The organism is Pantoea sp. B566, from assembly GCF_024793925.1.
In the GTDB taxonomy this organism is placed as follows: Bacteria; Pseudomonadota; Gammaproteobacteria; order Enterobacterales; family Enterobacteriaceae; genus Pantoea; species Pantoea ananatis.
The window spans coordinates 3,332,123-3,353,844 of the sequence record NZ_JANUQL010000003.1; the positions used below are offsets into that span (position 1 = coordinate 3,332,123).

Here is a 21,722-nt window from a genome sequence, read left to right on the forward strand (position 1 = left end):
GAATGAGTATGCATGAAAAGCATGGCGTCGCGATAACAGGAGGTTATTTGGCGAAAAAGCAGAGGCAGTAATAGCCCGCCTTGCAAAAAGGCGGCCTTACAGATTCATTGAGTTAGCACAATTAGTCAAGGGTTTTAGCATTAAGGAGCTGAACGTCGGCGAAGAGACCGTGTTTTGCACCATATAAGTGCATCCGCGCGGCGATCTTACCTTATGCACTGCGACGACAGCGAAATAAATACGCTATCATGTGGCTGTTCTCATCCAGGGAGTGTTTATGAAACAGATTCGCCTGCTGGCGCAATATTATGTTGATTTAATGGTCAAGCTTGGCCTGGTACGTTTCTCGCTGCTGCTGGCCTCCGCGCTGGTCGTGCTGGCGATGATTGTGCAGATGGCGGTCACCATGGTACTGCGTGGCCACGTCGAAAGTATCGATATGGTGCGTTCGGTCTTTTTTGGCCTCTTAATCACGCCCTGGGCGGTCTACTTCCTTTCTGTGGTGGTTGACCAACTGGAAGAGTCTCGTCAGCGTCTGGCAAGGCTGGTGGATAAGCTGGAAGAGATGCGCACGCGCGATCTCGAACTAAATCAACAGATGAAAGAGACCATCTCACAGCTTAATAATGAAATCGCCGATCGTAAAAAAGCTGAGGAAGCACGTGAGCAGGTGATGGCGAAGCTGCGTGAAGAGGTGGCGCGCCGCGAGCAGGCGCAAATTGAGCTGGAGCAACAGTCTTCCTTTCTGCGTTCGTTCCTGGATGCCTCACCGGATCTGGTCTTTTACCGCAATATCGATAAACAGTTTTCGGGCTGTAACCGGGCCATGGAGTTGTTAACCGGCAAAAGCGAAAAACAGCTTATTGGTCTGACGCCTCGCGACATCTATGACAACGATACGGCCACCAAGGTGCTGGAGACCGACGAAAAAGTCTTCCGGCATAACGTCTCGCTGACCTATGAGCAGTGGCTGCAGTATCCCGATGGCCGTAAAGCCTGTTTTGAGATCCGCAAAGTGCCCTATTATGACCGCGTGGGTAAGCGCAGTGGGCTGATGGGCTTCGGACGCGATATTACCGAGCGTAAACGCTATCAGGACGCGCTGGAGAGTGCCAGCCGCGAGAAGACCACCTTTATCTCAACGATCAGCCACGAGCTTCGTACGCCGCTTAACGGCATTGTCGGGCTCAGTCGCATCTTGCTGGATACCGATCTGAACCAGGAGCAGCTTAAGTACCTGAAAACGATCCACGTTTCCGCGATTACGTTGGGCAACATTTTCAATGACGTCATTGAAGTCGATAAGATCGAACGCCGCAAGGTTCAGCTGGATAACCAGCCGGTCGACTTCACCAGTTTCCTGGCCGATCTGGAAAACCTCTCAGGCCTGCTGGCTCAGCCTAAAGGGTTGAAGTTTGTCATGGCGCCACAACTCCCGCTGCCGCATAAGATCTCGACTGATGGCACGCGCCTGCGGCAGATTCTGTGGAATCTGATTGGTAACGCGGTGAAATTCACCCAGCAGGGAGAGATCGTCGTACGCGTCGCGTACGAGCAGGATGAAACGCTGCGCTTTGAGGTTCAGGACTCAGGGCAGGGGATTCGGCAGGAAGAGCAGGATAAAATTTTTGCGATGTATTATCAGGTTACCGATCAACACGGCGGGAAGCCGGCGACCGGAACCGGTATTGGTCTGGCAGTGTCACGCCGCCTGGCACAGGCCATGGGCGGGGATATCAGCGTAAACAGCGCACCGGGGCAGGGCTCCTGCTTTACCGTTGTGATAAAAGCGCCACGCATTGCAGAAGAAGTGGAAGATGAAGGCGTGGACGACCCGCTTCCGCTCCCTGCTTTGCACGTCCTGCTGGTGGAAGATATTGAGCTGAATGTCGTTGTTGCACGCTCGGTACTGGAAAAACTCGGATGCAGCGTAGAAGTGGCGATGACTGGCAAGGCGGCACTGGAGATGTTTGATCCGCTTGAGTTTGATCTGGTGCTGTTAGATATCCAGCTGCCGGACATGACCGGGATGGATGTGTCACGCGCCATCCGTCAGCAACATCCAGACGCAAACCTGCCGCCGTTGGTGGCGTTAACGGCCAACGTGCTGAAAGACAAAAAAGAGTACTTCGACGCTGGCATGGACGACGTGCTCAGTAAGCCCCTTGCCGTGCCCGCGTTAACGGCCATCATTAAAAAGTTTTGGGACTATCAGTCTGAGAGCGATGCGCAGCCGGCCAGGTTCGTGAATAACAGTAAAACCGATGCAATACTGGATGTTCCTATGCTCGAACAATATCTGGATCTGGTGGGGCCGAAGCTGATTACGCAAAGCCTGACTATGTTTGAACAGATGATGCCGGGTTATCTTGAGGTGCTGGATTCCAACATGATGGCGCGTGACCAAAAAGGCATTGCTGAGGAAGGGCATAAAATCAAGGGTGCAGCAGGCTCGGTTGGGTTACAGCATCTTCAGCAGGTGGCAAAGCAGATTCAAAGCCCTGAACTACCGGCATGGTGGGACAACGTGGGCGAATGGGTCGAAGAACTGAAGCGTGAATGGCAACACGATGTGCAGGTACTGCGCGAGTGGGTTGCTGAAAAACAGCGTTGATACAAAAAAATGACCCCAGCCGAAGCCGGGGTGCGCTAATACTGCGCCAACACCAGGGAAAAAGACGCTGCTGCTATGCTTAATGTTATTCATGCAACAGCGGGGTATTGGTTAACACTTGCAACACCTTAGCAAATTCAAATTACTTTGTGACAAGATTCATTAAAATTTGTGATGTTGAACCGCGTTTAAATACAGGAAACATTAATTCGACAACATAGTCAAGCAATGAATCAATTTTACCGTCGTATTGGTTGTTTTTTAATCAAACCTACTGTTTTTTGTACGGGCTTAAGCCAAATTTGTTAACAAAACCTGTGTTGCGCGCGGTAACCAAAATTTTTTGCCGTAGCTTGCGAGTAAAATAGATATAAACTTATGATAATAAAGAATAATGAAGAAAACAGGTCGATCGGACCCAAAACGTTTCGGGTCACCGGATCTTATCTCATCATCAAAAGGTTTTGCCGATAGAAAGTCTTTTATAATTCGGCAAAAACATAGAGTTGAAATAACGCTGTGTGACAAATAAATCCCTTAGCAAGGTCACTGAGTGAACATTTTATCAGCAGGTGCCGTGAGGGCTTTTTACAGTCCGCAGAATTATATATAAGTTTTGTGAAACATTGAGGTATGGGATTGTCACAAAATGGTATCATCTTTTTAGAACGGTGAGCGCATTACAAAAAAGATGGAACCGATTCCTTACGCGTGGAAGTAATTGAACTCATTCAAACTATTGTTGCATTCAGAATGCATTTTCATTGTTTTGTTATAAACGTTGCACAACGTAGCAGCGCATTTGTCAGTAAAAAAGTGTACGCCGGGCAGTGGTCACGCCTGAAATTAATTAACGCATAAAAATCTTGAGACGAGCGCATGAGTAAGCATAAAGGGAACCTGTGGCGGCGCGTGAAGCCTGTAGTGATGCGCATTGTGTTTATTTGGCTGGGGCTGTGGCTGGCGGGCATTCTGCTCTTTTCGTTCATTCCTGTCCCCTTTTCAGCCGTGATGGCAGAACGTCAGGTAGGTGCCTGGTTCAGGGGCGATTTTGGCTACGTCTCTCATTCGGACTGGGTAGGAGCAGATGAAATTTCACCCTGGATGAAACTGGCCGTCATCGCTTCTGAAGATCAACACTTCCCCGACCATTGGGGGTTTGACGTAGCGGCAATCCGGTCCGTACTGGACGACAGTGACAGCCGGATGCGTGGAGCATCCACGCTGTCACAGCAAACGGCAAAAAATCTGTTTTTGTGGGATGGCCGGAGTTGGGTGCGTAAAGGACTGGAGGCGGGATTAACCGTCGGGCTGGAAACCGTATGGACCAAACGGAGGATCCTGACGGTTTATCTGAATATCGCGGAGTTTGGCAAAGGCACGTTCGGGGTAGAGGCGGCTTCACGCCGCTTCTTTCATAAACCTGCCAGCCGATTAACCCTGTCTGAAGCGGCGCTGCTGGCTGCTGTCTTGCCTAATCCGCTGCGCTTTCGCGCAGACGCACCTTCAGGCTATGTCCGTCAACGCCAGCAGTGGATCCTGCGCCAGATGCGTCAGTTGGGTGGCGAAGGCTTCCTGCAGCGCAATCATCTGAACTGACGTTAGTCTTCGTCGAATCCGGCTTCAAACAGTTCAATGACGGCGGCCAGGGCTTCCGTTTCCTGTGGGCCGCTGGCTTCGATCTCAATATGACCGCCTTTGGCCGAATCCAGCATCAGCAACGCGATAACGCTGCTGGCTTCGGCCTCTGTTCCGCTCTCGTTACGTAACAGCACTTCGGCATCGAAACTCTGCACCAGTTCAAACAGCTTCATAGCAGGACGTGCATGCATGCCGAGCTTATTTCTGATTTCCACGGTTTGCTTAACGGTCATGATTTACGTTTTTCCAGCGTGCGATGACGAGACTGTACATTTTTACCCCGCGAGCGGAAATAGTCAGCCAGCTGTTCGGCAATATACACGGAGCGATGTTTGCCGCCAGTACAGCCAATCGCCACGGTAAGATAGCTACGGTTGTTGGTTTCCAGCATCGGCAACCAGAGTTCCAGATAGCTACGCGTCTGATATATGAAGTTATGGACTTCAGTATGGCGATCGAGGAACGCGGCCACGGGCCTGTCCAGACCGGTCATGGGACGTAATTTGGGATCCCAGTGCGGGTTAGGCAAAAAGCGCACGTCGAAAACGTAATCTGCATCAATGGGAATGCCGTGCTTGAAGCCAAACGATTCGAACACCATTGTCAGCTCACGCTCACGTTTACCCAGCAAGCGGGTACGCAACATCTCCGCCAGTTCGTGTACCGACATCTCTGAAGTATCAATAATCAGATCGGCACGGGAACGCAGCGGTTCAAGCAGGTCGCTCTCTTCGTCAATCGCGCTTTCCAGCGACAGATTCTTGCTGGATAACGGATGCAGACGGCGCGTATCACTGTAACGGCGGATCAACGTGTTGCGATCGGCATCAAGAAACAGCAACTGCGGTGAGAATGCTGAAGGCAAACTGCTGAGCGCCGTCTCAAAAATCTCAGGAGATTCGGGCATATTGCGTACGTCAATACTCACGGCCGCAGAGATATTGCGCTCGACCAGTGATTCAGCCAGTTGAGGCAACAGCACCACTGGCAGGTTATCAACGCAGTAAAAACCCATGTCTTCCAGCGCGCGAAGCGCCACTGACTTTCCCGAGCCTGACCGACCGCTGACGATCATCAGCACCATGACCTTCTCTCCCGTTTTAAAGCCGGCTTACGCCGGTAAATCACGCGCTTTATTGCTCTGTTTGTGCTTCGGTAATAATCGCATACAGTTCTTCATCGCTCTGCGCGGCACGCAGGCGGCGGCAAACCGTTTTATCCGCCAGTCGTTTTGCCACTAACGACAGCGTATGTAAATGGGTTTTACACTGGTCAGCCGGCACCAGTAGCGCAAAAAGCAGATCGACAGGCTGGTTATCCACGGCATCAAAAGCGATGGGTTGCTCCAGGCTGATAAAGACGCCTACGGCCCGTAAAGTATCTTCCTCCAGCTTGCCGTGAGGGATCGCGATACCGTTACCGATACCGGTGCTCCCCATGCGCTCACGGGTTAGGATCGCTTCAAACAGCGTTTGATGCGGCAGGTTGAGCTGCTTAGCGGCCAGTTCGCTGATAATCTCCAGCGCCCGTTTTTTGCTTTGGCAGTGTACGCTACTGCGGGTGCAGTCTGGCGAAAGCACCGTGCTCAGTTCCAGTGTTAAATCATTGTTCATTGTCGTTTCACTTGCGAGTTCACATAGCCATCAACCCGGTACGTAAACATCACGTCGCGGAATAATGGCGCTGGCACAGATGACAAAACGGGGCGGTTAATCCGCCCCATCCTTTCAGCTTTGCGCGCCGGGCGCGCCTGCCAGCGTGAAGGTTAGTGTTTTTTTAGCTTGTCTTTATATTTGGTCAGTTGACGGGTCAACTTGTCAATCAATCCGTCAATTGCCGCATACATATCTTCCGCTTCAGATGTGGCATGCAGCTCGCCACCGTTGACGTGCAGGGTTGCATCAGCAATCTGCGTCACCTTCTCAACTTTCAGGACAACATACACCTGATTGATATGATCAAAGTAATGTTCCAGTTTGGCAAATTTCGTTGTCACGAACTCACGCAGGGGTTCGGTGATTTCAACATTTTGCCCGGTAAGGTTCAGCTGCATAGGTCTTCCTTCTCATTTCTGTCAAACCAGCTGTTTACGCTGATTTGAAGGCGGTATGGACAAAGACTCGCGGTACTTAGCGACGGTTCGACGTGCCACTATTATCCCTTGATCAGATAACATGGAGGTCAGTTTACTGTCACTCAAGGGCTTGGCGGGGTTTTCCGCCGAGATTAATTTTTTCACCAGCGCACGAATAGCGGTAGATGACGCTTCTCCGCCACCTTCAGTATTAACATGACTGGAGAAAAAATACTTCAGTTCAAAAATGCCTCGTGGGCTGTGAAGGTATTTTTGCGTGGTCACGCGGGAAATCGTCGATTCATGCATGTCCACCGCCTGGGCAATATCGGCCAGCACCATAGGACGCATAAACTCTTCACCCTGGTCAAAAAAGGCCTGCTGCTGTTCCACAATACAGCGGGAGACTTTTAACAATGTCTCGTTACGGCTTTCAAGACTTTTAATCAGCCAGCGGGCTTCCTGCAAATTACTGCGGATAAACTGACTGTCGCTGTCGTTGCGTCCGGCTCCGCCCATGGCGGCATATTGCTGGTTGATCTTCAACCTGGGCAGGCTGTCGGTATTCAGCTCGACCGTCCAGCGCGTCGTCACTTTACGTACCAGCACATCGGGAATCACGTATTCGGGTTCACCGGTGTTAATCGACTGACCCGGGCGCGGATCGAGCGACTGAATCAGCAGCATTGCCTCTTTCAGTACGTCTTCTTTCAGACGCGTTACGCGCATCAGGCTGCGGAAATCGTGGTTCGCCAGCAAATCGAGATGGCTGCTGACGATCAATTTTGCTTCCGCCAGCATCGGCGTTTCAGGCGCATACTGCGACAGCTGCACCAGCAGGCAGTCGCGCAAATCACGCGCGCCGACGCCGACAGGATCGAAACGCTGAACGCGCTTTAACACGGCTTCGACTTCGTCGATTTCCAGCTCGTCGTTACCGATACTATCGAGAATCTCTTCAAGTGAAACGGTAAGATAACCGGTGTCATCAATGGCATCGACGATAGAGGTCGCAATGGCACGGTCGTTATCGCTGAAGGGCGTTAACTCGACCTGCCACATAAGATAGTCCTGCAGTGACTGTGTGGTTTCGCCCTGATAAATCGGCAGCTCGTCATCCTGATAATCGGTGCCGGTTCCTGAAGGCGTGCCTGCGGTGTAAATCTCGTCCCACGTGGCGTCAAGCGGCAGCTCTTCAGGCATATCCTTTTGTTCCAGCGCTTCTCGGGTATCCAGTCCCGCTTCGCCTTCCTGATACTCTTTCGCGTCTATTTCATCGTGCAGATCGGTTTGCTCAAGCAGGGGATTGCTTTCCAGCGCCAGCTGTAACTCTTGCTGGAGTTCGAGCGTAGAGAGCTGCAGCAGACGTATCGCCTGCTGCAGTTGTGGGGTCATCGCCAGTTGTTGGCTGAGCCTGAGTTGCAAACCTTGCTTCATAGACAGGATGGATATTCCCGGGTAAACATCAGTATTAACGACACCTTATCAGAGTCTGAACTCTTCACCCAAATAAACCCGTTTAACTTGCTCATCTGCAAGGACTTCATTCGGCGTACCGTGCGCAATCAGGTTTCCCTGACTGACGATATAGGCGCGTTCACAGACCGCCAGCGTTTCACGCACGTTGTGGTCGGTGATGAGAACACCAAGGCCACTGTCACGCAGGTGTTCAATGATTTTTTTGATGTCGATAACGGAAATCGGGTCGACCCCGGCAAAGGGTTCATCCAGCAGGATAAATTTCGGATTCGCTGCCAGCGCACGCGCAATTTCTACGCGACGGCGCTCACCACCCGACAGCGATTGCCCCATATTGTCGCGCAGATGAGCAATGTGAAACTCTTCCATTAGCTCGTTAGCCCGATCCTGTCGCTGCTCTTCGGTTAAGTCATCACGAATTTGCAGGACCGCCATCAGGTTGTCGTAAACGCTCAGGCGACGAAAGATTGAGGCTTCCTGCGGCAGATAGCCAATGCCGCGGCGCGCACGCGCATGAAGCGGCAGGATGCTGATATCTTCGTCATCAATAATGATGCGTCCCGCATCGCGCGGAACAATGCCCACCACCATGTAAAAGGTGGTCGTTTTACCCGCACCGTTTGGACCCAACAGCCCGACGATTTCACCGGACTTTACCTGCAGGCTGACGTCTTCAACCACGCGGCGGCCTTTATAAGCCTTTGCCAGGTTTTCTGCGATTAATGTGGCCATAGTGATCAGTTACTCTTTTTTTCGCTGTTGGTTGACGCGGGCTTATCCTGCAACTGCGACGGCACCAGCACGGTCGTTACGCGCTTGCTCTGGCCCTGGCTGTAAGCCTGCATTTTTTGCTCTTTTACCAGATAGGTGATGCGGTCGCCTTTGATGTTGCTGTCCAGTTGCTCAATGTAGGCGTTGCCGGTCAGCTCAACAAAGTCATTGGCAAGCTCATAATGCAGTTTGGACGCATGACCCTGAACCGGTTTGCCGTTGTCCTGCATCTGGTAAAAGGTGGCAGGGTTACCGTAAGCATCTACGATGGTTTTTTTACTGTCACCGCCCGGACGCGTGACCACCACTTTATCCGCAGTAATTTTGATCGATCCCTGGGTGACAATAACATTACCGGTGAAGGTCGCGACATTGCCTTGCAGATCCAGAGACTGATTCTCAGAGTCGATATTGACGGGTTTGTCCGAGTCACCGGTCAGCGCCAGAGCAGGCAGGCTGGTTGCAAGCAGCATACTGGCCAGTAAAAACTTAATGCGGTTTTTGTTCATTTTGAATTTCATAAGAAGTTTTGACCTTTTCGATTAACTCGGCGTTCTTTGTCCGTAAATTACCGCGCATTTTCATACCGGTAGAGTTAAAACTGCGGCCATATAACGTCACCTGGTCGTCAGAGGCGACGTCCTGCGTGACAAGATTGACCTGAGCGTTATCCGTTTTAATTCTCTCAAGCTCAGAATCTGGAGCCAGAGCATTCAGCTCAACATGGCCGTACAGATACAGCATACGATCTTTGGTAAGCTTTGCTTTATCTGAACGTACCGTCCAGGTCGGCATTTTATTTTCGTCATAGGTAGTCATCACCGGATTATCAAACCAGCTTATTCCGCTGTCTTCGTAATAGGTGACTTTGTCCGATATCAGCTTATAAGCCAGCCCGCCTTGCGGGTTGTAGACTACGGTATGCGAATTGGCACTAGTGTAGGTTGGCGTTTGATCATTATTCGCTACCGGCGCGCTGTTGTCGCCATCCCGGTTAGTGAAATTCCAGCCAATAAGCACCAGCGCAATCAAGGCCAGACCCAACGTTATCCAACGCCTGCTTTTACTCATACTGATTGCCCTTTGGCATCCTCGAATTTATTTTGCGCCATTAAGATGAGATCGCACAGCTCCCGCACCGCGCCGCGCCCACCGGCAATACGGGTAACGTAGTTCGCGCGCGTCAATAGCAATGGATGGGCATCGGCGACAGCCACGCTTAGCCCGACTTTCGCCATCACTGGCCAGTCAATCAGATCGTCGCCAATATAGGCGACCTGATCGTCAGAGAGCGACAGTGTATCCAGAAGTTCACCATAGGCCAAAAGCTTATCTGATTGCCCCTGATAAAGGTGGCGAATCCCGAGCGTTTTACAGCGGTCTTCCAGTAATTTGGCCGTGCGGCCGGTAATAATAGCCACTTCGACGTCAGAGGTCAGCAGGCAGCGAACGCCATAGCCATCGCGCACGTTAAAGGTTTTCAGCTCTTCGCCGCTGTTCCCCATATAAATCAGGCCATCCGACATCACACCGTCAACGTCGCAGATCAGCAGGCGAATTTTACTGGCGCGCGTCATGACATCTGAACTGACCGGGCCGTAGCACGTTTCTAAAGTGGCATTTTCCGACTGCATTATGTCTTCCTGTTTACACTACGCCAGCGCGCAGCATGTCATGCATATGTACCACACCCAACAGACGGTCGTCATCGGCCACCAGCAGGGAAGTAATGTTTTTGGTTTGCATCAAATTCAGCGCATCCACCGCCAGCACGTTAGGCCGCACGCGAATGCCACCCCGGGTCATGACTTCAGCGATAGTGGCGTGTTGAAAATCAATGCCCATATCAAAGATGCGGCGCAGGTCACCATCGGTAAAGATGCCCTCGATCTTCATCAGATCGTCCACGATAACCGTCAGGCCGAGATTTTTACGGGTAATTTCCAGCAGGGCATCACGCAGGGAAGCATCGCGAGTGACGTGCGGGAGTTCATCCCCGCTGTGCATAATGTCGCTGACGTGTAGCAGCAGCTTCCGGCCCAGCGCACCGCCCGGATGGGACAAGGCAAAGTCTTCTGGCGTAAAGCCGCGGGCTTCCAGCAGGGAAACGGCCAGCGCATCGCCCATGACCAGCGTTGCGGTTGTGCTGGTGGTGGGTGCCAGGCCGAGCGGACAGGCCTCCTGTGGGACTTTCACGCACAGGTGGATATCTGCGGCGCGGGCCATGGCGCTTTCAGGACGGCTTGTCATACCGATCAACGGAATCTTTTGGCGTTTCATTACCGGTATCAGCGCCAAAATCTCACTGGATTCGCCACTGTTAGATATCGCGATGACGACATCGTCTTTACCTACCATGCCAAGATCGCCATGGCTGGCTTCAGCGGGATGCACAAAGAACGCCGGCGTGCCGGTGCTGGCAAAGGTGGCCGCCATTTTTTTCCCGATATGGCCCGACTTGCCCATCCCCATGACCACAACTTTTCCCTGACAGGCATAAATCAGTGCGCAGGCGTCGGCGAAAGCCTCATTAATATATTGATCAAGCTGCTCCAGGCCTTCGCGCTCGATGCGTAATACCGTTTTACCGGCTTTCTGAAAATCAAAATTTACCGTTGGTTGCTGATATGACATGGCGAATCTGTCCTTTTTAGCCGTCCATAAACGCCGGCTGTAGCCACAGCAGCGTTACCCAGACGAAGAAACCACAGAGTAAAAGCGAGCCCGCCGTACGGCCAACCCGGCGGCGACGCAGCAGACAAAGCATGGCGAACAGCACGCTGACACCCAGCATTATCCAGTAATCGCGCGCAAATGCGTGATAGTCTACGCTGCCGGGATGAATCAGGGCCGGCAGACCCAGAACGATAGCCAGATTATAAATATTGGCACCAATCAGGTTGCCTATAGCGATATCATCTTCACCTTTCAGCGCGCCCGCGATGACGGTTGCCAGCTCTGGCAGACTGGTGCCGACCGCGATGAGCGTCAGCCCCATGACCAACTCGCTGACGCCAAAGTAATCCGCAAATACGGTCGCGTTATCGATCACCATGTGCGTCGACATGGGCAGGATAATCAGTGCGACGGCCAGCCAGAGAAAGGCGACGGTATTTCCGCTCTCTTCACGCGGCAGTTCGGCTAATTGTTCGCGCGTTAACGTATCGTTATTGTCCTTCTCTGCTTTGCGCGCGATGCGGATGGTCACTATCAGATAAATCGCGGCGATAGCAATCAGTGCAAGGCCATCCAGGCGACTAAGATAGTTATCAAATAACATGATGCCGCTAAGAAGTGAGACCAGCACCATCAGCGGCAGTTCACGGCGTATTAAATTGGAATGGATGCTCAGGGGATGCAGCAAGGCCGCGCCACCGAGAATCAAAAGAATGTTGGTGATGTTTGAGCCAAGCGCGGTGCCCACCGCCAGATCCATCTGTCCGTACTGCGCTGCCGAGAAAGAGAGAATGATCTCCGGGAGCGAGGTGCCGATACTGACGACGGTCATGCCGATGATCAAGGGCGGGATGCCAAAGGATCGACAAAGTATTGCAGCACTAAACACCAGACGATCGGCACCATAAGCCAGTAAAAGCAGTCCGATAATCAGCAGTGCGGTAGCGACGAACATGAAAAATCCTTGCTTAAAACCCCTGTCGGCTCGCCTTCAGGTTCTTTGTGACAAAACAGGCGCTGATTTTGACCTTCTGAGCGGCAAAAGTAAATTTTATGACCGTTTTCGCCAAATCTTTGTATTAAGTTTCTGTAAAGCTATCGTGCGTTTAGCCTTAACAGGCTACCATCGTACCCTATGTTGACGCCCGAACCGTAATAGAGGTGATAATGATCCAACAAAAAACGAACCTGGTTGAGGTTCGTGGCGTGAGTTTTTCACGTGGCGATCGCAAAATTTTCGACGATATTTCGCTGACGGTGCCAAAAGGTAAAGTGACGGCGATTATGGGGCCGTCGGGGATCGGGAAAACAACGCTGCTACGCTTAATTGGCGGGCAACTGCAACCTGACAGCGGTGAGATCTGGTTTCGGGATGAGAACATTCCGACATTGTCGCGCACAAAGTTGTATGAAGCGCGTAAAAAGATGAGCATGTTGTTTCAGTCAGGCGCGCTGTTTACCGACTTAACGGTATACGAAAATGTGGCCTGGCCGCTGCGTGAACATACCCGGCTGCCCGCGCCGATTTTACACAGTACCGTATTGATGAAGCTGGAAGCCGTGGGTTTACGCGGTGCTGCGCAGCTGAAGCCTGCGGAGCTGTCAGGTGGGATGGCCCGCAGGGTTGCGCTGGCGCGCGCGATTGCGCTTGAGCCTGAACTCATTATGTTCGATGAACCCTTTGTAGGGCAGGATCCCATTACCATGGGCGTGCTGGTTAAGCTTATTGATGAACTGAATCATGCGCTGGGCCTGACCTGCATCGTGGTTTCCCACGACGTGCCCGAAGTGTTGAGTATTGCTGATTACGCCTACATTGTGGCAGGACAAAAAATTATTGCGCACGGCACGACGCCAGACCTGCGTGCTAACAACGATCCCCGTGTGCGCCAGTTTATTGACGGCATTGCGGATGGGCCAGTGCCGTTTCGTTTTCCGGCGGGCGACTATTTGGCCGACTTAACCGGCTCAGGGAGAATCTAAGCTGATGTTGTTGAAAGCACTGGCGTCGTTAGGACGCCGGGGAATAGGAACCTGCGCCAGCTTTGGGCGTGCCGGTTTAATGCTTTTTCATGCGCTGGTCGGTAAGCCCGCGTTCCGTAAACACTTTCCGCTGCTGATCAAACAGCTTTACAGCATCGGCGTACTGTCTCTGGTCATCATTGTCGTCTCCGGTCTGTTTATTGGCATGGTGCTGGGCCTCCAGGGCTATCTGGTGTTAACCACCTATGGCGCTGAAACCAGTCTGGGCATGCTGGTGGCGCTGTCGCTGCTGCGTGAACTGGGTCCGGTTGTGACGGCGCTGCTGTTTGCAGGGCGCGCAGGATCGGCCTTAACGGCAGAAATCGGGCTGATGAAAGCCACGGAGCAACTCTCCAGTATGGAGATGATGGCAGTCGATCCCCTGCGCCGTGTCGTTTCGCCGCGCTTTTGGGCGGGTTTTATCAGCATGCCGCTGCTGGCGTTAATCTTTACTGCTGTAGGGATTACGGGCGGAGCGCTGGTAGGCGTGAGCTGGAAAGGGATTGACCCTGGCTTCTTCTGGTCGGCGATGCAAAACGCCGTCGATTTTCGTAGCGATGTGGTCAACTGCATTATTAAAAGCGCTGTGTTTGCCGTCACTGTCACCTGGATTGCATTGTTCAACGGTTACGATGCCATCCCGACCTCTGAAGGGATTAGCCGCGCCACGACGCGCACCGTGGTGCATGCATCACTGGCGGTGCTCGGTTTAGATTTTGTGCTGACAGCACTGATGTTTGGGAATTGATGCGATGCAAAGCAAAAAAAGCGAAATTTGGGTTGGCGTGTTTATGATCATGGCAATGATTGCCGTGTTGTTTCTCTGCCTGCGCGTGGCAGATCTCAAATCTTTAGGTACGGAGCCCACCTGGAAACTGTATGCCACCTTCGATAACATCGGCGGCCTGAAAGCCAGTTCGCCAGTGAAAATTGGCGGCGTGGTGATTGGGCGCGTAACGGACATTTCTCTTGAACCTAAAACGTTACTGCCGCGCGTCACAATGGATATCAGTGATAAATATGCCAATCAGATTCCGGATACCAGTTCGCTGGCGATCCGCACTCAGGGGTTACTGGGCGAGCAGTTTCTGTCGTTAAATATCGGCTTTGACGATCCTGAGCTAGGATCGTCAATGCTGAATGACGGCGGGACGATTCGCGATACCAAGTCGGCGATGGTGCTGGAAGATTTGATTGGCCAGTTCCTGTATAAAAGCGGCGACAATAAAGGCAACAAGCAAACCAGTGACAGTAAGGACGCGCAGGGCGGCGAGATGGCCGCACCGGCAGCAGCGGCTCAACCTTAAATAGAGGGATAACATGATGTTTAAACGTTTTCTGATGATCGCCATGCTGGTGGTCACGCCACTGGCAGCCACCGCGGCCGATCAAAGCAATCCTTATAAACTGATGAACGAAGCGGCTAACAAAACGTTCACCCGTCTCAAGAACGAACAGCCGAAAATTAAGCAGGATCCAAACTATCTGCGTGAGATCGTTCGTCAGGAGCTCCTGCCTTACGTGCAAATCAAATATGCCGGTGCATTAGTGCTGGGCCGTTTCTACCGCGATGCCACACCAGCACAGCGTGAAGCTTACTTCAAAGCCTTTGGCGACTATCTGGCTCAGGCTTATGGCCAGGCACTGGCCCTGTATCACGGTCAGACCTATCAGATTGAACCTGAGAAGCCGATTGGCAACACCAATATTGTGGCTATCCGCGTGACCATTATCGATCCTCAGGGCCGTCCGCCTGTACGCCTCGACTTCCAGTGGCGTAAGAACAGCCAGACCGGCAACTGGCAGGCTTTCGATATGATCGCGGAAGGCGTGAGCATGATCACCACCAAACAGAATGAGTGGGGCGATCTGCTGCGTACCAAGGGGATCGATGCGCTGACCGCTCAGCTGGAAGCCTCAGCGAAACAGCCTATCACCCTGGATCAAAACAAATAATGCAGGCATCACTGCACTGGTCACGCGAGGCAAACACGCTGCGGCTGGAAGGCGAGCTGGATCGTGACACGCTGCTGAGTCTGTGGGAGCAGCGTGAAGCGCTGGTTAACGCGGTCGAACTGATCGATGTTTCCGCCCTGCAAAGGGTGGATTCATCGGGACTTGCGCTGCTGGTTCACCTGCGGGAGATTACCTCGCAGCAGGGAGGCTCGCTGCGCTTTGTGGGAATCGGCGACAAATTGCAGTCGTTGATCACCCTTTACAACCTGCAACAAATTATTGTTTCTGCGGATTAAAGCGCCTGAACTGGCCTTTCTCGTCAAAGCCCCGGTCCCGTACAGGGGCTTTTGCGTATTTAAGAATCAGGCACTTTCCTCTACTATGTCAGCCTTATTATTATTAAGTGAAGTTAAGAGCAATGGAAAACAGTGAGATTCAGGCCGTGCTGATGGCAGCGCTGCCCTTAGATGAAGTTCATGTCATGAGCAATGATGGCAGCCATTTCCAGGTTATCGCCGTGGGTGAGCTGTTTGGTGAGTTAAGCCGCGTGAAGAAGCAGCAGGCTGTCTATGCGCCGCTGATGGAATTTATTGCGGACAACCGTATTCATGCCGTCTCCATCAAAACTTACACGCCTGCAGAGTGGGCGCGTGACCGTAAACTCAACGGTTTTTGATTCCCTCCGGGGCTGCTCGCCTGAGCGTGACCGTTTTATAGCCAGTTAATTGAGAACCGTGTTAATGGATAAATTTCGTGTGCAAGGCCCCACCCGCTTAAGTGGTGAAGTCACCATTTCCGGCGCGAAAAACGCCGCGCTACCCATTCTGTTTGCTGCTTTGCTGGCTGAAGAGCCGGTAGAGATCACGAATGTGCCAAAGCTGCGTGACATCGACACCACCATGAAGCTGTTGACGCAATTGGGTGCAAAGGTTGAGCGCAACGGTTCTGTACACGTTGATGCCAGCGGTGTAGACGTTTTTTGTGCGCCTTACGAACTGGTGAAAACCATGCGTGCCTCAATTTGGGCGCTGGGTCCGCTGGTGGCGCGTTTTGGCCAGGGCGAAGTGTCACTGCCGGGCGGCTGCGCCATCGGTGCGCGCCCGGTTGACCTGCATATTACGGGCCTTGAGCAGTTAGGTGCAGAGATCAAGCTGGAAGAAGGTTATGTCAAAGCATCCGTTAACGGACGCCTGAAGGGCGCGCTGATCGTGATGGACAAAGTCAGCGTGGGCGCGACCGTCACCATCATGAGCGCAGCGACGCTGGCAACCGGCACTACCGTGATTGAGAATGCGGCGCGTGAACCTGAAATCGTTGATACCGCCAACTTCCTGAACACGCTGGGCGCCAAAATCAGCGGTGCCGGTACCGATAAAATTACTATCGAAGGCGTCGAGCGTCTGGGCGGCGGCGTTTACCGTGTACTGCCCGATCGCATTGAAACCGGCACCTTCCTGGTTGCGGCAGCCATCTCCGGCGGTAAAGTCATCTGCCGCAATGCACAGCCCGATACGCTGGATGCGGTGCTGGCGAAGCTGCGCGATGCAGGGGCAGACATCGAAACCGGTGAAGACTGGATCAGCCTGGATATGCACGGCAAGCGACCTAAAGCGGTTAACGTGCGTACGGCTCCGCATCCGGGATTCCCGACCGATATGCAGGCACAGTTTACCTTGCTGAATCTGGTGGCAGAAGGAACGGGTTTGATTACCGAAACCATCTTCGAAAACCGCTTTATGCATATCCCTGAGCTGATTCGTATGGGCGCGCATGCAGAAATTGAGAGCAATACTGCAATCTGTCACGGTGTAGAAACCTTGTCAGGTGCGCAGGTGATGGCAACGGATCTTCGTGCCTCGGCCAGTCTGGTCTTGGCAGGCTGTATTGCGGAAGGAACAACGCTGGTCGATCGTATTTACCATATTGACCGTGGCTACGAGCATATCGAAGATAAGCTCAAAGCGATGGGGGCGAATATTGAGCGCATCAGCGGCGAATAATCTCGCGGCGTCATGCTAATGAAACCAGCCTTATCACAAGGCTGGTTTTTTTTTCGGCTACCGATCGCGTTACGCTAGCTTTTGGTCTCGTTGTGAGTCGGTCGCACACGCTTTTTGCGATCCAGGAGACAATGGGTTTCGGGATCGTAATAACGACTTGGCCATATCTCTGACGGATGAACATTGATCGCATCGGCAATCAGCCATTCGCCTTTGGGCCAGGGGCGCGAGAGCGCGTTGGCCAGGGTTGATGAACTTAATCCCGACTGACGTGAAAGCGCCGCCAGCGTGGTGCCACGTTTACGTAGTGCGGCAATGATATCGGCGGGATGCCAGTCCTCTGTCCTGCTCTGCATAACCTTTTCTCCTTGTCCTTGTCAGTGCGTAACGCGCGAGTGATGCTGACTTGTCTACATCCTATCTGGAAAGTTGTCGAATTTTATATCAGAAAATTTCCATAAGATTCCAGTAATATTTAGGCAAGCAGACAGAACTGAGCGGCCTGACGCAAAAGGAGTGTAACGCGTGAAAGAAGAAGGGGAGTGGGAGAAGGTCACGGAGCCGTGGTGGCTCCGTCAGGAACAGAAATCAGAAATCGCGTTGGACTGACATATGCGCCAGCGCTTCCAGGGCTGAGCGCCACGGGGTTTCTGGCAGAATCTGCAAGGCTGCAATGGCTTTATCGGCCTCTTGCTCCGCACGCTGACGCGTCCATTCCAGTGAGCCACACTGGTTCATCGCTTCCAGAACGGGCGCCAGTAAATGGCGACCGTTGCCCTGTTCGATGGCATCGCGGATCATCTTCGCCTGCTCAGGCGAACCATGGTTCATGGCGTGAAGCAGTGGCAGGGTGGGTTTACCTTCGCTGAGGTCGTCACCGGTGTTTTTACCCAGGGTTTCGCCATCGGCACTGTAGTCAAGTAAATCGTCAATTAACTGGAAAGCGGTCCCCAGATAGCGCCCATAATCCTGTAGGGCTTTTTCCTGCGCTGGCGTTGCCTCCGCTAAAATCGCCGAGGCCTGAGAGGCGGCTTCGAATAAGCGAGCTGTTTTGCTGTAGATCACCCGCATATAGCTCTCTTCTGTGATGTCAGGATCGTTGACGTTCATCAGCTGAAGCACTTCCCCTTCCGCGATAACGTTCACCGCTTCAGACATCAGCGCCAGGATACGTAGCGATCCCATGCTGGTCATCATCTGGAAGGCGCGAGTATAAATAAAATCACCGACCAGCACGCTGGCTGCATTACCAAATGCAGCGTTCGCGGTGGCCTTGCCACGGCGCATATCGGATTCATCCACGACATCGTCATGCAATAGCGTGGCGGTGTGGATAAATTCGATCAGCGCCGCGTTGGTGACGTGGAGATCGCCCTGATAACCCATGGCGCGCGCCGACAGCACGGCAATCATGGGGCGAATGCGTTTACCGCCGCCACTGATGATGTAATAACCCAGCTGGTTGATGAGCGAGACATCTGAATTCAGCTGGTCGAGTATGGTCTGGTTAACGGCAGCCATGTCCTGTGCGGTTAATTCGTTAATCTGTTCTAAGTTCATTCGTCTTTTCAGCTATGACTCGTTTCTTTGCCATGGTAAGCGGTTTTACCCAGCCAGCGTTCAGTAATCTGTTACTGATTGTACTTGAATTTTCAGGTTGAGAAACGTTTGCATTGAGCCTGTGTTTTTTTTCTGCAAGAGTGTGCAAAGTGCTCTTGTCTTCTGTTTGAGTTTTGCGTAGAATTCGCGCCCTATTGTGAATATTTAGCGCGCCGCCTGATGAACTGAAAGGCAAGCGCAGAAGCGGAGTTTTATATGTACGCGGTTTTCCAAAGTGGTGGTAAACAACACCGAGTAAGCGAAGGTCAGACCGTTCGCCTGGAAAAGCTGGACATCGCAACCGGTGAAACCATCGAGTTTGACCAGGTTCTGATGATTGCAAATGGCGAAGACGTGAAAATCGGCGCGCCACTGGTTTCAGGCGGTGTGATCAAGGCAGAAGTTGTTGCTCATGGTCGTGGCGAGAAAATTAAGATCGTTAAGTTTCGTCGTCGTAAGCACTACCGTAAGCAAGCTGGCCATCGCCAGTGGTTCACTGATGTGAAAATCACTGGTATCACGGCGTAAGAGGAGATCTGACAAATGGCACATAAAAAGGCTGGTGGTTCGACTCGAAATGGTCGTGACTCCAATGCAAAACGTCTGGGCGTAAAACGTTTCGGTGGCGAATCTGTTCTGGCAGGTAGCATCATCGTTCGTCAGCGTGGCACCAAATTCCACGCAGGTAGCAACGTTGGTTGTGGTCGTGACCACACCCTGTTTGCTACTGCAGACGGCAAAGTAAAATTCGAAGTTAAAGGTCCGAACAACCGTAAATACATCAGCATCGTTGCTGAGTAAGGTTGTCGTGACGCAGACGGTTAACGTCTGAACGCACGAATTGAAGGCCCCGCAACTGTTGCGGGGCTTTTTACATTCTGCGACCCCTTGCCCGACAGGCGACATCGCCTGAATGTTTGCTGTACACTTTATGTACACGCTGGCGTCAGCCAGTTTTGATTTATCCGCCGCTGGTCGCGCAGAAGACCCTGGCGGACCCGTCTGCAGCGTATTGCAGACGATTGTGTGACGGAGAAAGAAAATGAAGTTTGTAGATGAAGCGACAATTTTGGTCGTCGCAGGTGATGGCGGTAATGGTTGTGTCAGTTTCCGCCGTGAAAAATATATCCCGAAAGGCGGCCCGGACGGCGGTGATGGCGGTGACGGCGGCGACGTATTCTTAGTGGCTGACGAAAACCTTAACACCCTGATCGATTATCGTTTCGAAAAGTCGTTCCGCGCCGAGCGGGGACAGAATGGTCAGAGTCGCGACTGTACCGGTAAGCGTGGTAAAGATATCACCGTTAAAGTGCCGGTAGGAACCCGTGTTATCGACCAGGGAACAGGCGAAACGCTGGGCGATATGACGCGTCACCAGCAGACCCTGATGGTGGCAAAAGGCGGCTGGCACGGTCTGGGAAATACCCGCTTTAAATCGTCGGTAAACCGCAGTCCGCGTCAAAAAACCATGGGTACGCCCGGTGAGAAACGCGACCTGCAGCTAGAGCTGATGCTGTTGGCTGACGTAGGCATGCTGGGTTTACCTAACGCCGGGAAATCGACCTTTATCCGTGCGGTTTCTGCTGCTAAACCAAAAGTGGCGGACTATCCCTTTACTACGCTGGTGCCAAGCCTGGGCGTGGTGCGTATGGATAGCGAGCAGAGCTTTGTGGTGGCCGATATCCCCGGCCTGATTGAAGGCGCAGCCGAGGGCGCAGGTTTAGGTATTCGCTTCCTGAAGCACCTGGAACGCTGCCGCGTGCTGCTGCACCTGATCGACATTGCGCCCATTGACGAGAGCGATCCGGTTGAGAACGCCCGTATTATTTTGGGTGAGCTGGAGAAATACAGCGATAAGCTGTTTAACAAGCCGCGCTGGCTGGTATTCAACAAAGTCGATCTGATTGATGAAGAAGAAGCTCAGGCGCGTGCAAAAGCCATTGCCGAGGCGCTGGGTTGGGAAGATAAATACTATCTTATCTCTGCCGCCAGCCGTCAGGGCGTTACGGACCTGTGCTGGGACGTGATGAGCTTTATCAACGCTAATCCGAAAGAAGCTGACGTTGAAGAAAAACAGCCGGAGAAAGTGGAGTTCATGTGGGACGATTACCACAAAGAAGCCATTGAAACCGCGGCGGTTGAAGAAGATGAAGAGTGGGATGACGACTGGGATGAAGATGACGACGAAGGCGTCGAAATCATCTACCAGCGCTAGACCGCTTATGACTGCCCCCTTTCCACCGGAACGGGGGCAGATTTCTTTCAGGGCTGCGCCAGCACCGCAACGGTAAGCCGTGCGCTACAGCATAATTTATCCTGCTCGTGATGAATCTCAATCTGCCACGTCTGATACCGCTTCCCCACATGCAGCGGACGACAGATACCGCGCACCAGACCACCTGAAACGGCCCGATGATGGCTGGCATTCACTTCGATGCCCACTACGCGGCTGCCATCCTCTGATGCCAGATAGCCCGCCACAGAACCCAGCATTTCGGCTAACACCACTGAGGCGCCGCCGTGCAGCAGGCCAAAGGGCTGCTGCGTGCGGCTGTCTACTGGCATGGTGGCTTCAAGATAGTCATCACCCACTGCGGTAAAAATGATGCCCACATGCGCCACCAACGTATGAGTGCTCTGCGCATTGAGCGCATCCAGACACACTACGCGTTTCCAGATCGTTGCCATTGTCAGCCTCCCAGGGTTGCGCCATCGTCTTCCACGCTGCGATGTCACATGACGTAACGCAGAGGCGAAAGAATTAGCGTAGTGATAACCGCCTGCGGCTGTCCAGTTTTACATCAGCATTGCATCTCAAGGGTAAAAGAAGGGCGTTTACTGGGCCGGGCGACAGGGCGTTGCAGCCTCTGCCTGCGATCTCCGTTACCGT

General features: G+C 52.7%; 25 protein-coding genes and 1 pseudogene. 12 read left to right on the forward strand and 14 right to left on the reverse strand.

What is annotated here, in order from left to right; genetic code table 11:
• The first annotated feature begins 277 nt into the window (after positions 1 to 277).
• Both arcB and mtgA read left to right on the forward strand, forming a co-directional pair.
• Positions 278 to 2,697: pseudogene (arcB, locus tag NYE92_RS17215) on the forward strand (aerobic respiration two-component sensor histidine kinase ArcB).
• Positions 2,698 to 3,493: 796 nt separating this feature from the next.
• The gene (mtgA, locus tag NYE92_RS17220; protein ID WP_013024318.1) at positions 3,494 to 4,213 is read left to right on the forward strand and encodes a monofunctional biosynthetic peptidoglycan transglycosylase; all 720 of its coding nucleotides are present in this window, start codon (positions 3,494 to 3,496) and stop codon (positions 4,211 to 4,213) included.
• A gap of 2 nt (positions 4,214 to 4,215) precedes the next feature.
• Here the strand turns inward: mtgA and npr are convergent, their stop codons facing one another.
• The 11 genes from npr to NYE92_RS17275 form a co-directional block, all read right to left on the reverse strand.
• Positions 4,216 to 4,488 (reverse strand): PTS phosphocarrier protein NPr, encoded by a 273-nt coding sequence (npr, locus tag NYE92_RS17225; RefSeq protein ID WP_013024319.1) that lies wholly within the window; start codon positions 4,486 to 4,488, stop codon positions 4,216 to 4,218.
• Positions 4,485 to 5,339: an RNase adapter RapZ gene (gene rapZ, locus NYE92_RS17230; protein ID WP_013024320.1), complete on the reverse strand. Its 855-nt coding sequence runs from the start codon at positions 5,337 to 5,339 to the stop codon at positions 4,485 to 4,487. Before rapZ ends, npr begins: the two co-directional genes overlap by 4 nt.
• Before the next feature lie 49 nt (positions 5,340 to 5,388).
• Positions 5,389 to 5,868, reverse strand: coding sequence for a PTS IIA-like nitrogen regulatory protein PtsN (gene ptsN / locus NYE92_RS17235; RefSeq protein WP_013024321.1), 480 nt, complete (start codon positions 5,866 to 5,868; stop codon positions 5,389 to 5,391).
• A gap of 152 nt (positions 5,869 to 6,020) precedes the next feature.
• Positions 6,021 to 6,308 carry a ribosome hibernation promoting factor gene (gene hpf / locus NYE92_RS17240; RefSeq protein ID WP_013024322.1) on the reverse strand — a complete coding sequence of 96 codons (288 nt, stop codon included), beginning with the start codon at positions 6,306 to 6,308 and terminating at the stop codon, positions 6,021 to 6,023.
• 21 nt (positions 6,309 to 6,329) lie between these two features.
• The gene (gene rpoN, locus NYE92_RS17245) at positions 6,330 to 7,766 is read right to left on the reverse strand and encodes an RNA polymerase factor sigma-54 (RefSeq protein WP_013024323.1); all 1,437 of its coding nucleotides are present in this window, start codon (positions 7,764 to 7,766) and stop codon (positions 6,330 to 6,332) included.
• 48 nt (positions 7,767 to 7,814) lie between these two features.
• Positions 7,815 to 8,540, reverse strand: a complete 726-nt coding sequence (lptB, locus tag NYE92_RS17250; RefSeq protein ID WP_013024324.1) for an LPS export ABC transporter ATP-binding protein — start codon at positions 8,538 to 8,540, stop codon at positions 7,815 to 7,817.
• 5 nt (positions 8,541 to 8,545) lie between these two features.
• Complete coding sequence (lptA, locus tag NYE92_RS17255) at positions 8,546 to 9,100, reverse strand: lipopolysaccharide ABC transporter substrate-binding protein LptA (protein ID WP_014606756.1); 555 nt, start codon at positions 9,098 to 9,100, stop codon at positions 8,546 to 8,548.
• A complete protein-coding gene (gene lptC / locus NYE92_RS17260) occupies positions 9,069 to 9,650 on the reverse strand; it encodes an LPS export ABC transporter periplasmic protein LptC (RefSeq protein WP_014606755.1) in 582 nt (193 codons plus the stop codon). Before lptC ends, lptA begins: the two co-directional genes overlap by 32 nt.
• The gene (gene kdsC, locus NYE92_RS17265; RefSeq protein WP_013024327.1) at positions 9,647 to 10,213 is read right to left on the reverse strand and encodes a 3-deoxy-manno-octulosonate-8-phosphatase KdsC; all 567 of its coding nucleotides are present in this window, start codon (positions 10,211 to 10,213) and stop codon (positions 9,647 to 9,649) included. Before kdsC ends, lptC begins: the two co-directional genes overlap by 4 nt.
• Positions 10,214 to 10,226: 13 nt before the next feature.
• Positions 10,227 to 11,213 (reverse strand): arabinose-5-phosphate isomerase KdsD, encoded by a 987-nt coding sequence (gene kdsD, locus NYE92_RS17270; protein WP_029569500.1) that lies wholly within the window; start codon positions 11,211 to 11,213, stop codon positions 10,227 to 10,229.
• 16 nt (positions 11,214 to 11,229) lie between these two features.
• On the reverse strand, positions 11,230 to 12,210 hold the full coding sequence (locus tag NYE92_RS17275; RefSeq protein ID WP_013024329.1) for a calcium/sodium antiporter: 981 nt from the start codon (positions 12,208 to 12,210) through the stop codon (positions 11,230 to 11,232).
• A 212-nt stretch (positions 12,211 to 12,422) separates the two neighbouring features.
• Here NYE92_RS17275 and mlaF point away from each other — a divergent pair, with 212 nt between their 5' ends.
• The 7 genes from mlaF to murA all read left to right on the forward strand — a co-directional run bounded on the left by mlaF (position 12,423) and on the right by murA (position 17,233).
• The gene (gene mlaF / locus NYE92_RS17280; RefSeq protein WP_014595153.1) at positions 12,423 to 13,238 is read left to right on the forward strand and encodes a phospholipid ABC transporter ATP-binding protein MlaF; all 816 of its coding nucleotides are present in this window, start codon (positions 12,423 to 12,425) and stop codon (positions 13,236 to 13,238) included.
• Between the two features lie 4 nt (positions 13,239 to 13,242).
• On the forward strand, positions 13,243 to 14,025 hold the full coding sequence (mlaE, locus tag NYE92_RS17285) for a lipid asymmetry maintenance ABC transporter permease subunit MlaE (protein WP_013024331.1): 783 nt from the start codon (positions 13,243 to 13,245) through the stop codon (positions 14,023 to 14,025).
• A gap of 4 nt (positions 14,026 to 14,029) precedes the next feature.
• The gene (gene mlaD / locus NYE92_RS17290) at positions 14,030 to 14,584 is read left to right on the forward strand and encodes an outer membrane lipid asymmetry maintenance protein MlaD (protein WP_014595154.1); all 555 of its coding nucleotides are present in this window, start codon (positions 14,030 to 14,032) and stop codon (positions 14,582 to 14,584) included.
• A gap of 16 nt (positions 14,585 to 14,600) precedes the next feature.
• Complete coding sequence (gene mlaC / locus NYE92_RS17295) at positions 14,601 to 15,233, forward strand: phospholipid-binding protein MlaC (protein ID WP_024472197.1); 633 nt, start codon at positions 14,601 to 14,603, stop codon at positions 15,231 to 15,233.
• Positions 15,233 to 15,529 (forward strand): lipid asymmetry maintenance protein MlaB, encoded by a 297-nt coding sequence (mlaB, locus tag NYE92_RS17300; RefSeq protein WP_013024334.1) that lies wholly within the window; start codon positions 15,233 to 15,235, stop codon positions 15,527 to 15,529. The genes mlaC and mlaB overlap by 1 nt, the downstream gene beginning before the upstream one ends.
• Before the next feature lie 122 nt (positions 15,530 to 15,651).
• Complete coding sequence (gene ibaG, locus NYE92_RS17305) at positions 15,652 to 15,909, forward strand: BolA family iron metabolism protein IbaG (protein ID WP_010251880.1); 258 nt, start codon at positions 15,652 to 15,654, stop codon at positions 15,907 to 15,909.
• Positions 15,910 to 15,973: 64 nt separating this feature from the next.
• Positions 15,974 to 17,233 (forward strand): UDP-N-acetylglucosamine 1-carboxyvinyltransferase, encoded by a 1,260-nt coding sequence (gene murA, locus NYE92_RS17310; protein ID WP_014595155.1) that lies wholly within the window; start codon positions 15,974 to 15,976, stop codon positions 17,231 to 17,233.
• Positions 17,234 to 17,307: 74 nt separating this feature from the next.
• Here murA and NYE92_RS17315 read toward each other — a convergent pair whose 3' ends face one another.
• Together NYE92_RS17315 and ispB are read right to left on the reverse strand one after the other, a co-directional pair.
• The gene (locus tag NYE92_RS17315; protein ID WP_013024337.1) at positions 17,308 to 17,589 is read right to left on the reverse strand and encodes a helix-turn-helix transcriptional regulator; all 282 of its coding nucleotides are present in this window, start codon (positions 17,587 to 17,589) and stop codon (positions 17,308 to 17,310) included.
• 232 nt (positions 17,590 to 17,821) lie between these two features.
• Complete coding sequence (ispB, locus tag NYE92_RS17320; protein ID WP_013024338.1) at positions 17,822 to 18,793, reverse strand: octaprenyl diphosphate synthase; 972 nt, start codon at positions 18,791 to 18,793, stop codon at positions 17,822 to 17,824.
• 255 nt (positions 18,794 to 19,048) lie between these two features.
• Between ispB and rplU the strand changes: the two genes are divergently transcribed.
• The 3 genes from rplU to cgtA all read left to right on the forward strand — a co-directional run bounded on the left by rplU (position 19,049) and on the right by cgtA (position 21,047).
• On the forward strand, positions 19,049 to 19,360 hold the full coding sequence (rplU, locus tag NYE92_RS17325) for a 50S ribosomal protein L21 (RefSeq protein WP_013024339.1): 312 nt from the start codon (positions 19,049 to 19,051) through the stop codon (positions 19,358 to 19,360).
• 15 nt (positions 19,361 to 19,375) lie between these two features.
• A complete protein-coding gene (gene rpmA, locus NYE92_RS17330; RefSeq protein ID WP_009092448.1) occupies positions 19,376 to 19,633 on the forward strand; it encodes a 50S ribosomal protein L27 in 258 nt (85 codons plus the stop codon).
• A 241-nt stretch (positions 19,634 to 19,874) separates the two neighbouring features.
• Positions 19,875 to 21,047, forward strand: coding sequence for an Obg family GTPase CgtA (cgtA, locus tag NYE92_RS17335; protein WP_013024341.1), 1,173 nt, complete (start codon positions 19,875 to 19,877; stop codon positions 21,045 to 21,047).
• 47 nt (positions 21,048 to 21,094) lie between these two features.
• Here cgtA and NYE92_RS17340 read toward each other — a convergent pair whose 3' ends face one another.
• Positions 21,095 to 21,520 (reverse strand): hotdog fold thioesterase, encoded by a 426-nt coding sequence (locus NYE92_RS17340; RefSeq protein WP_259019284.1) that lies wholly within the window; start codon positions 21,518 to 21,520, stop codon positions 21,095 to 21,097.
• Between the last annotated feature and the right edge of the window lie 202 nt (positions 21,521 to 21,722).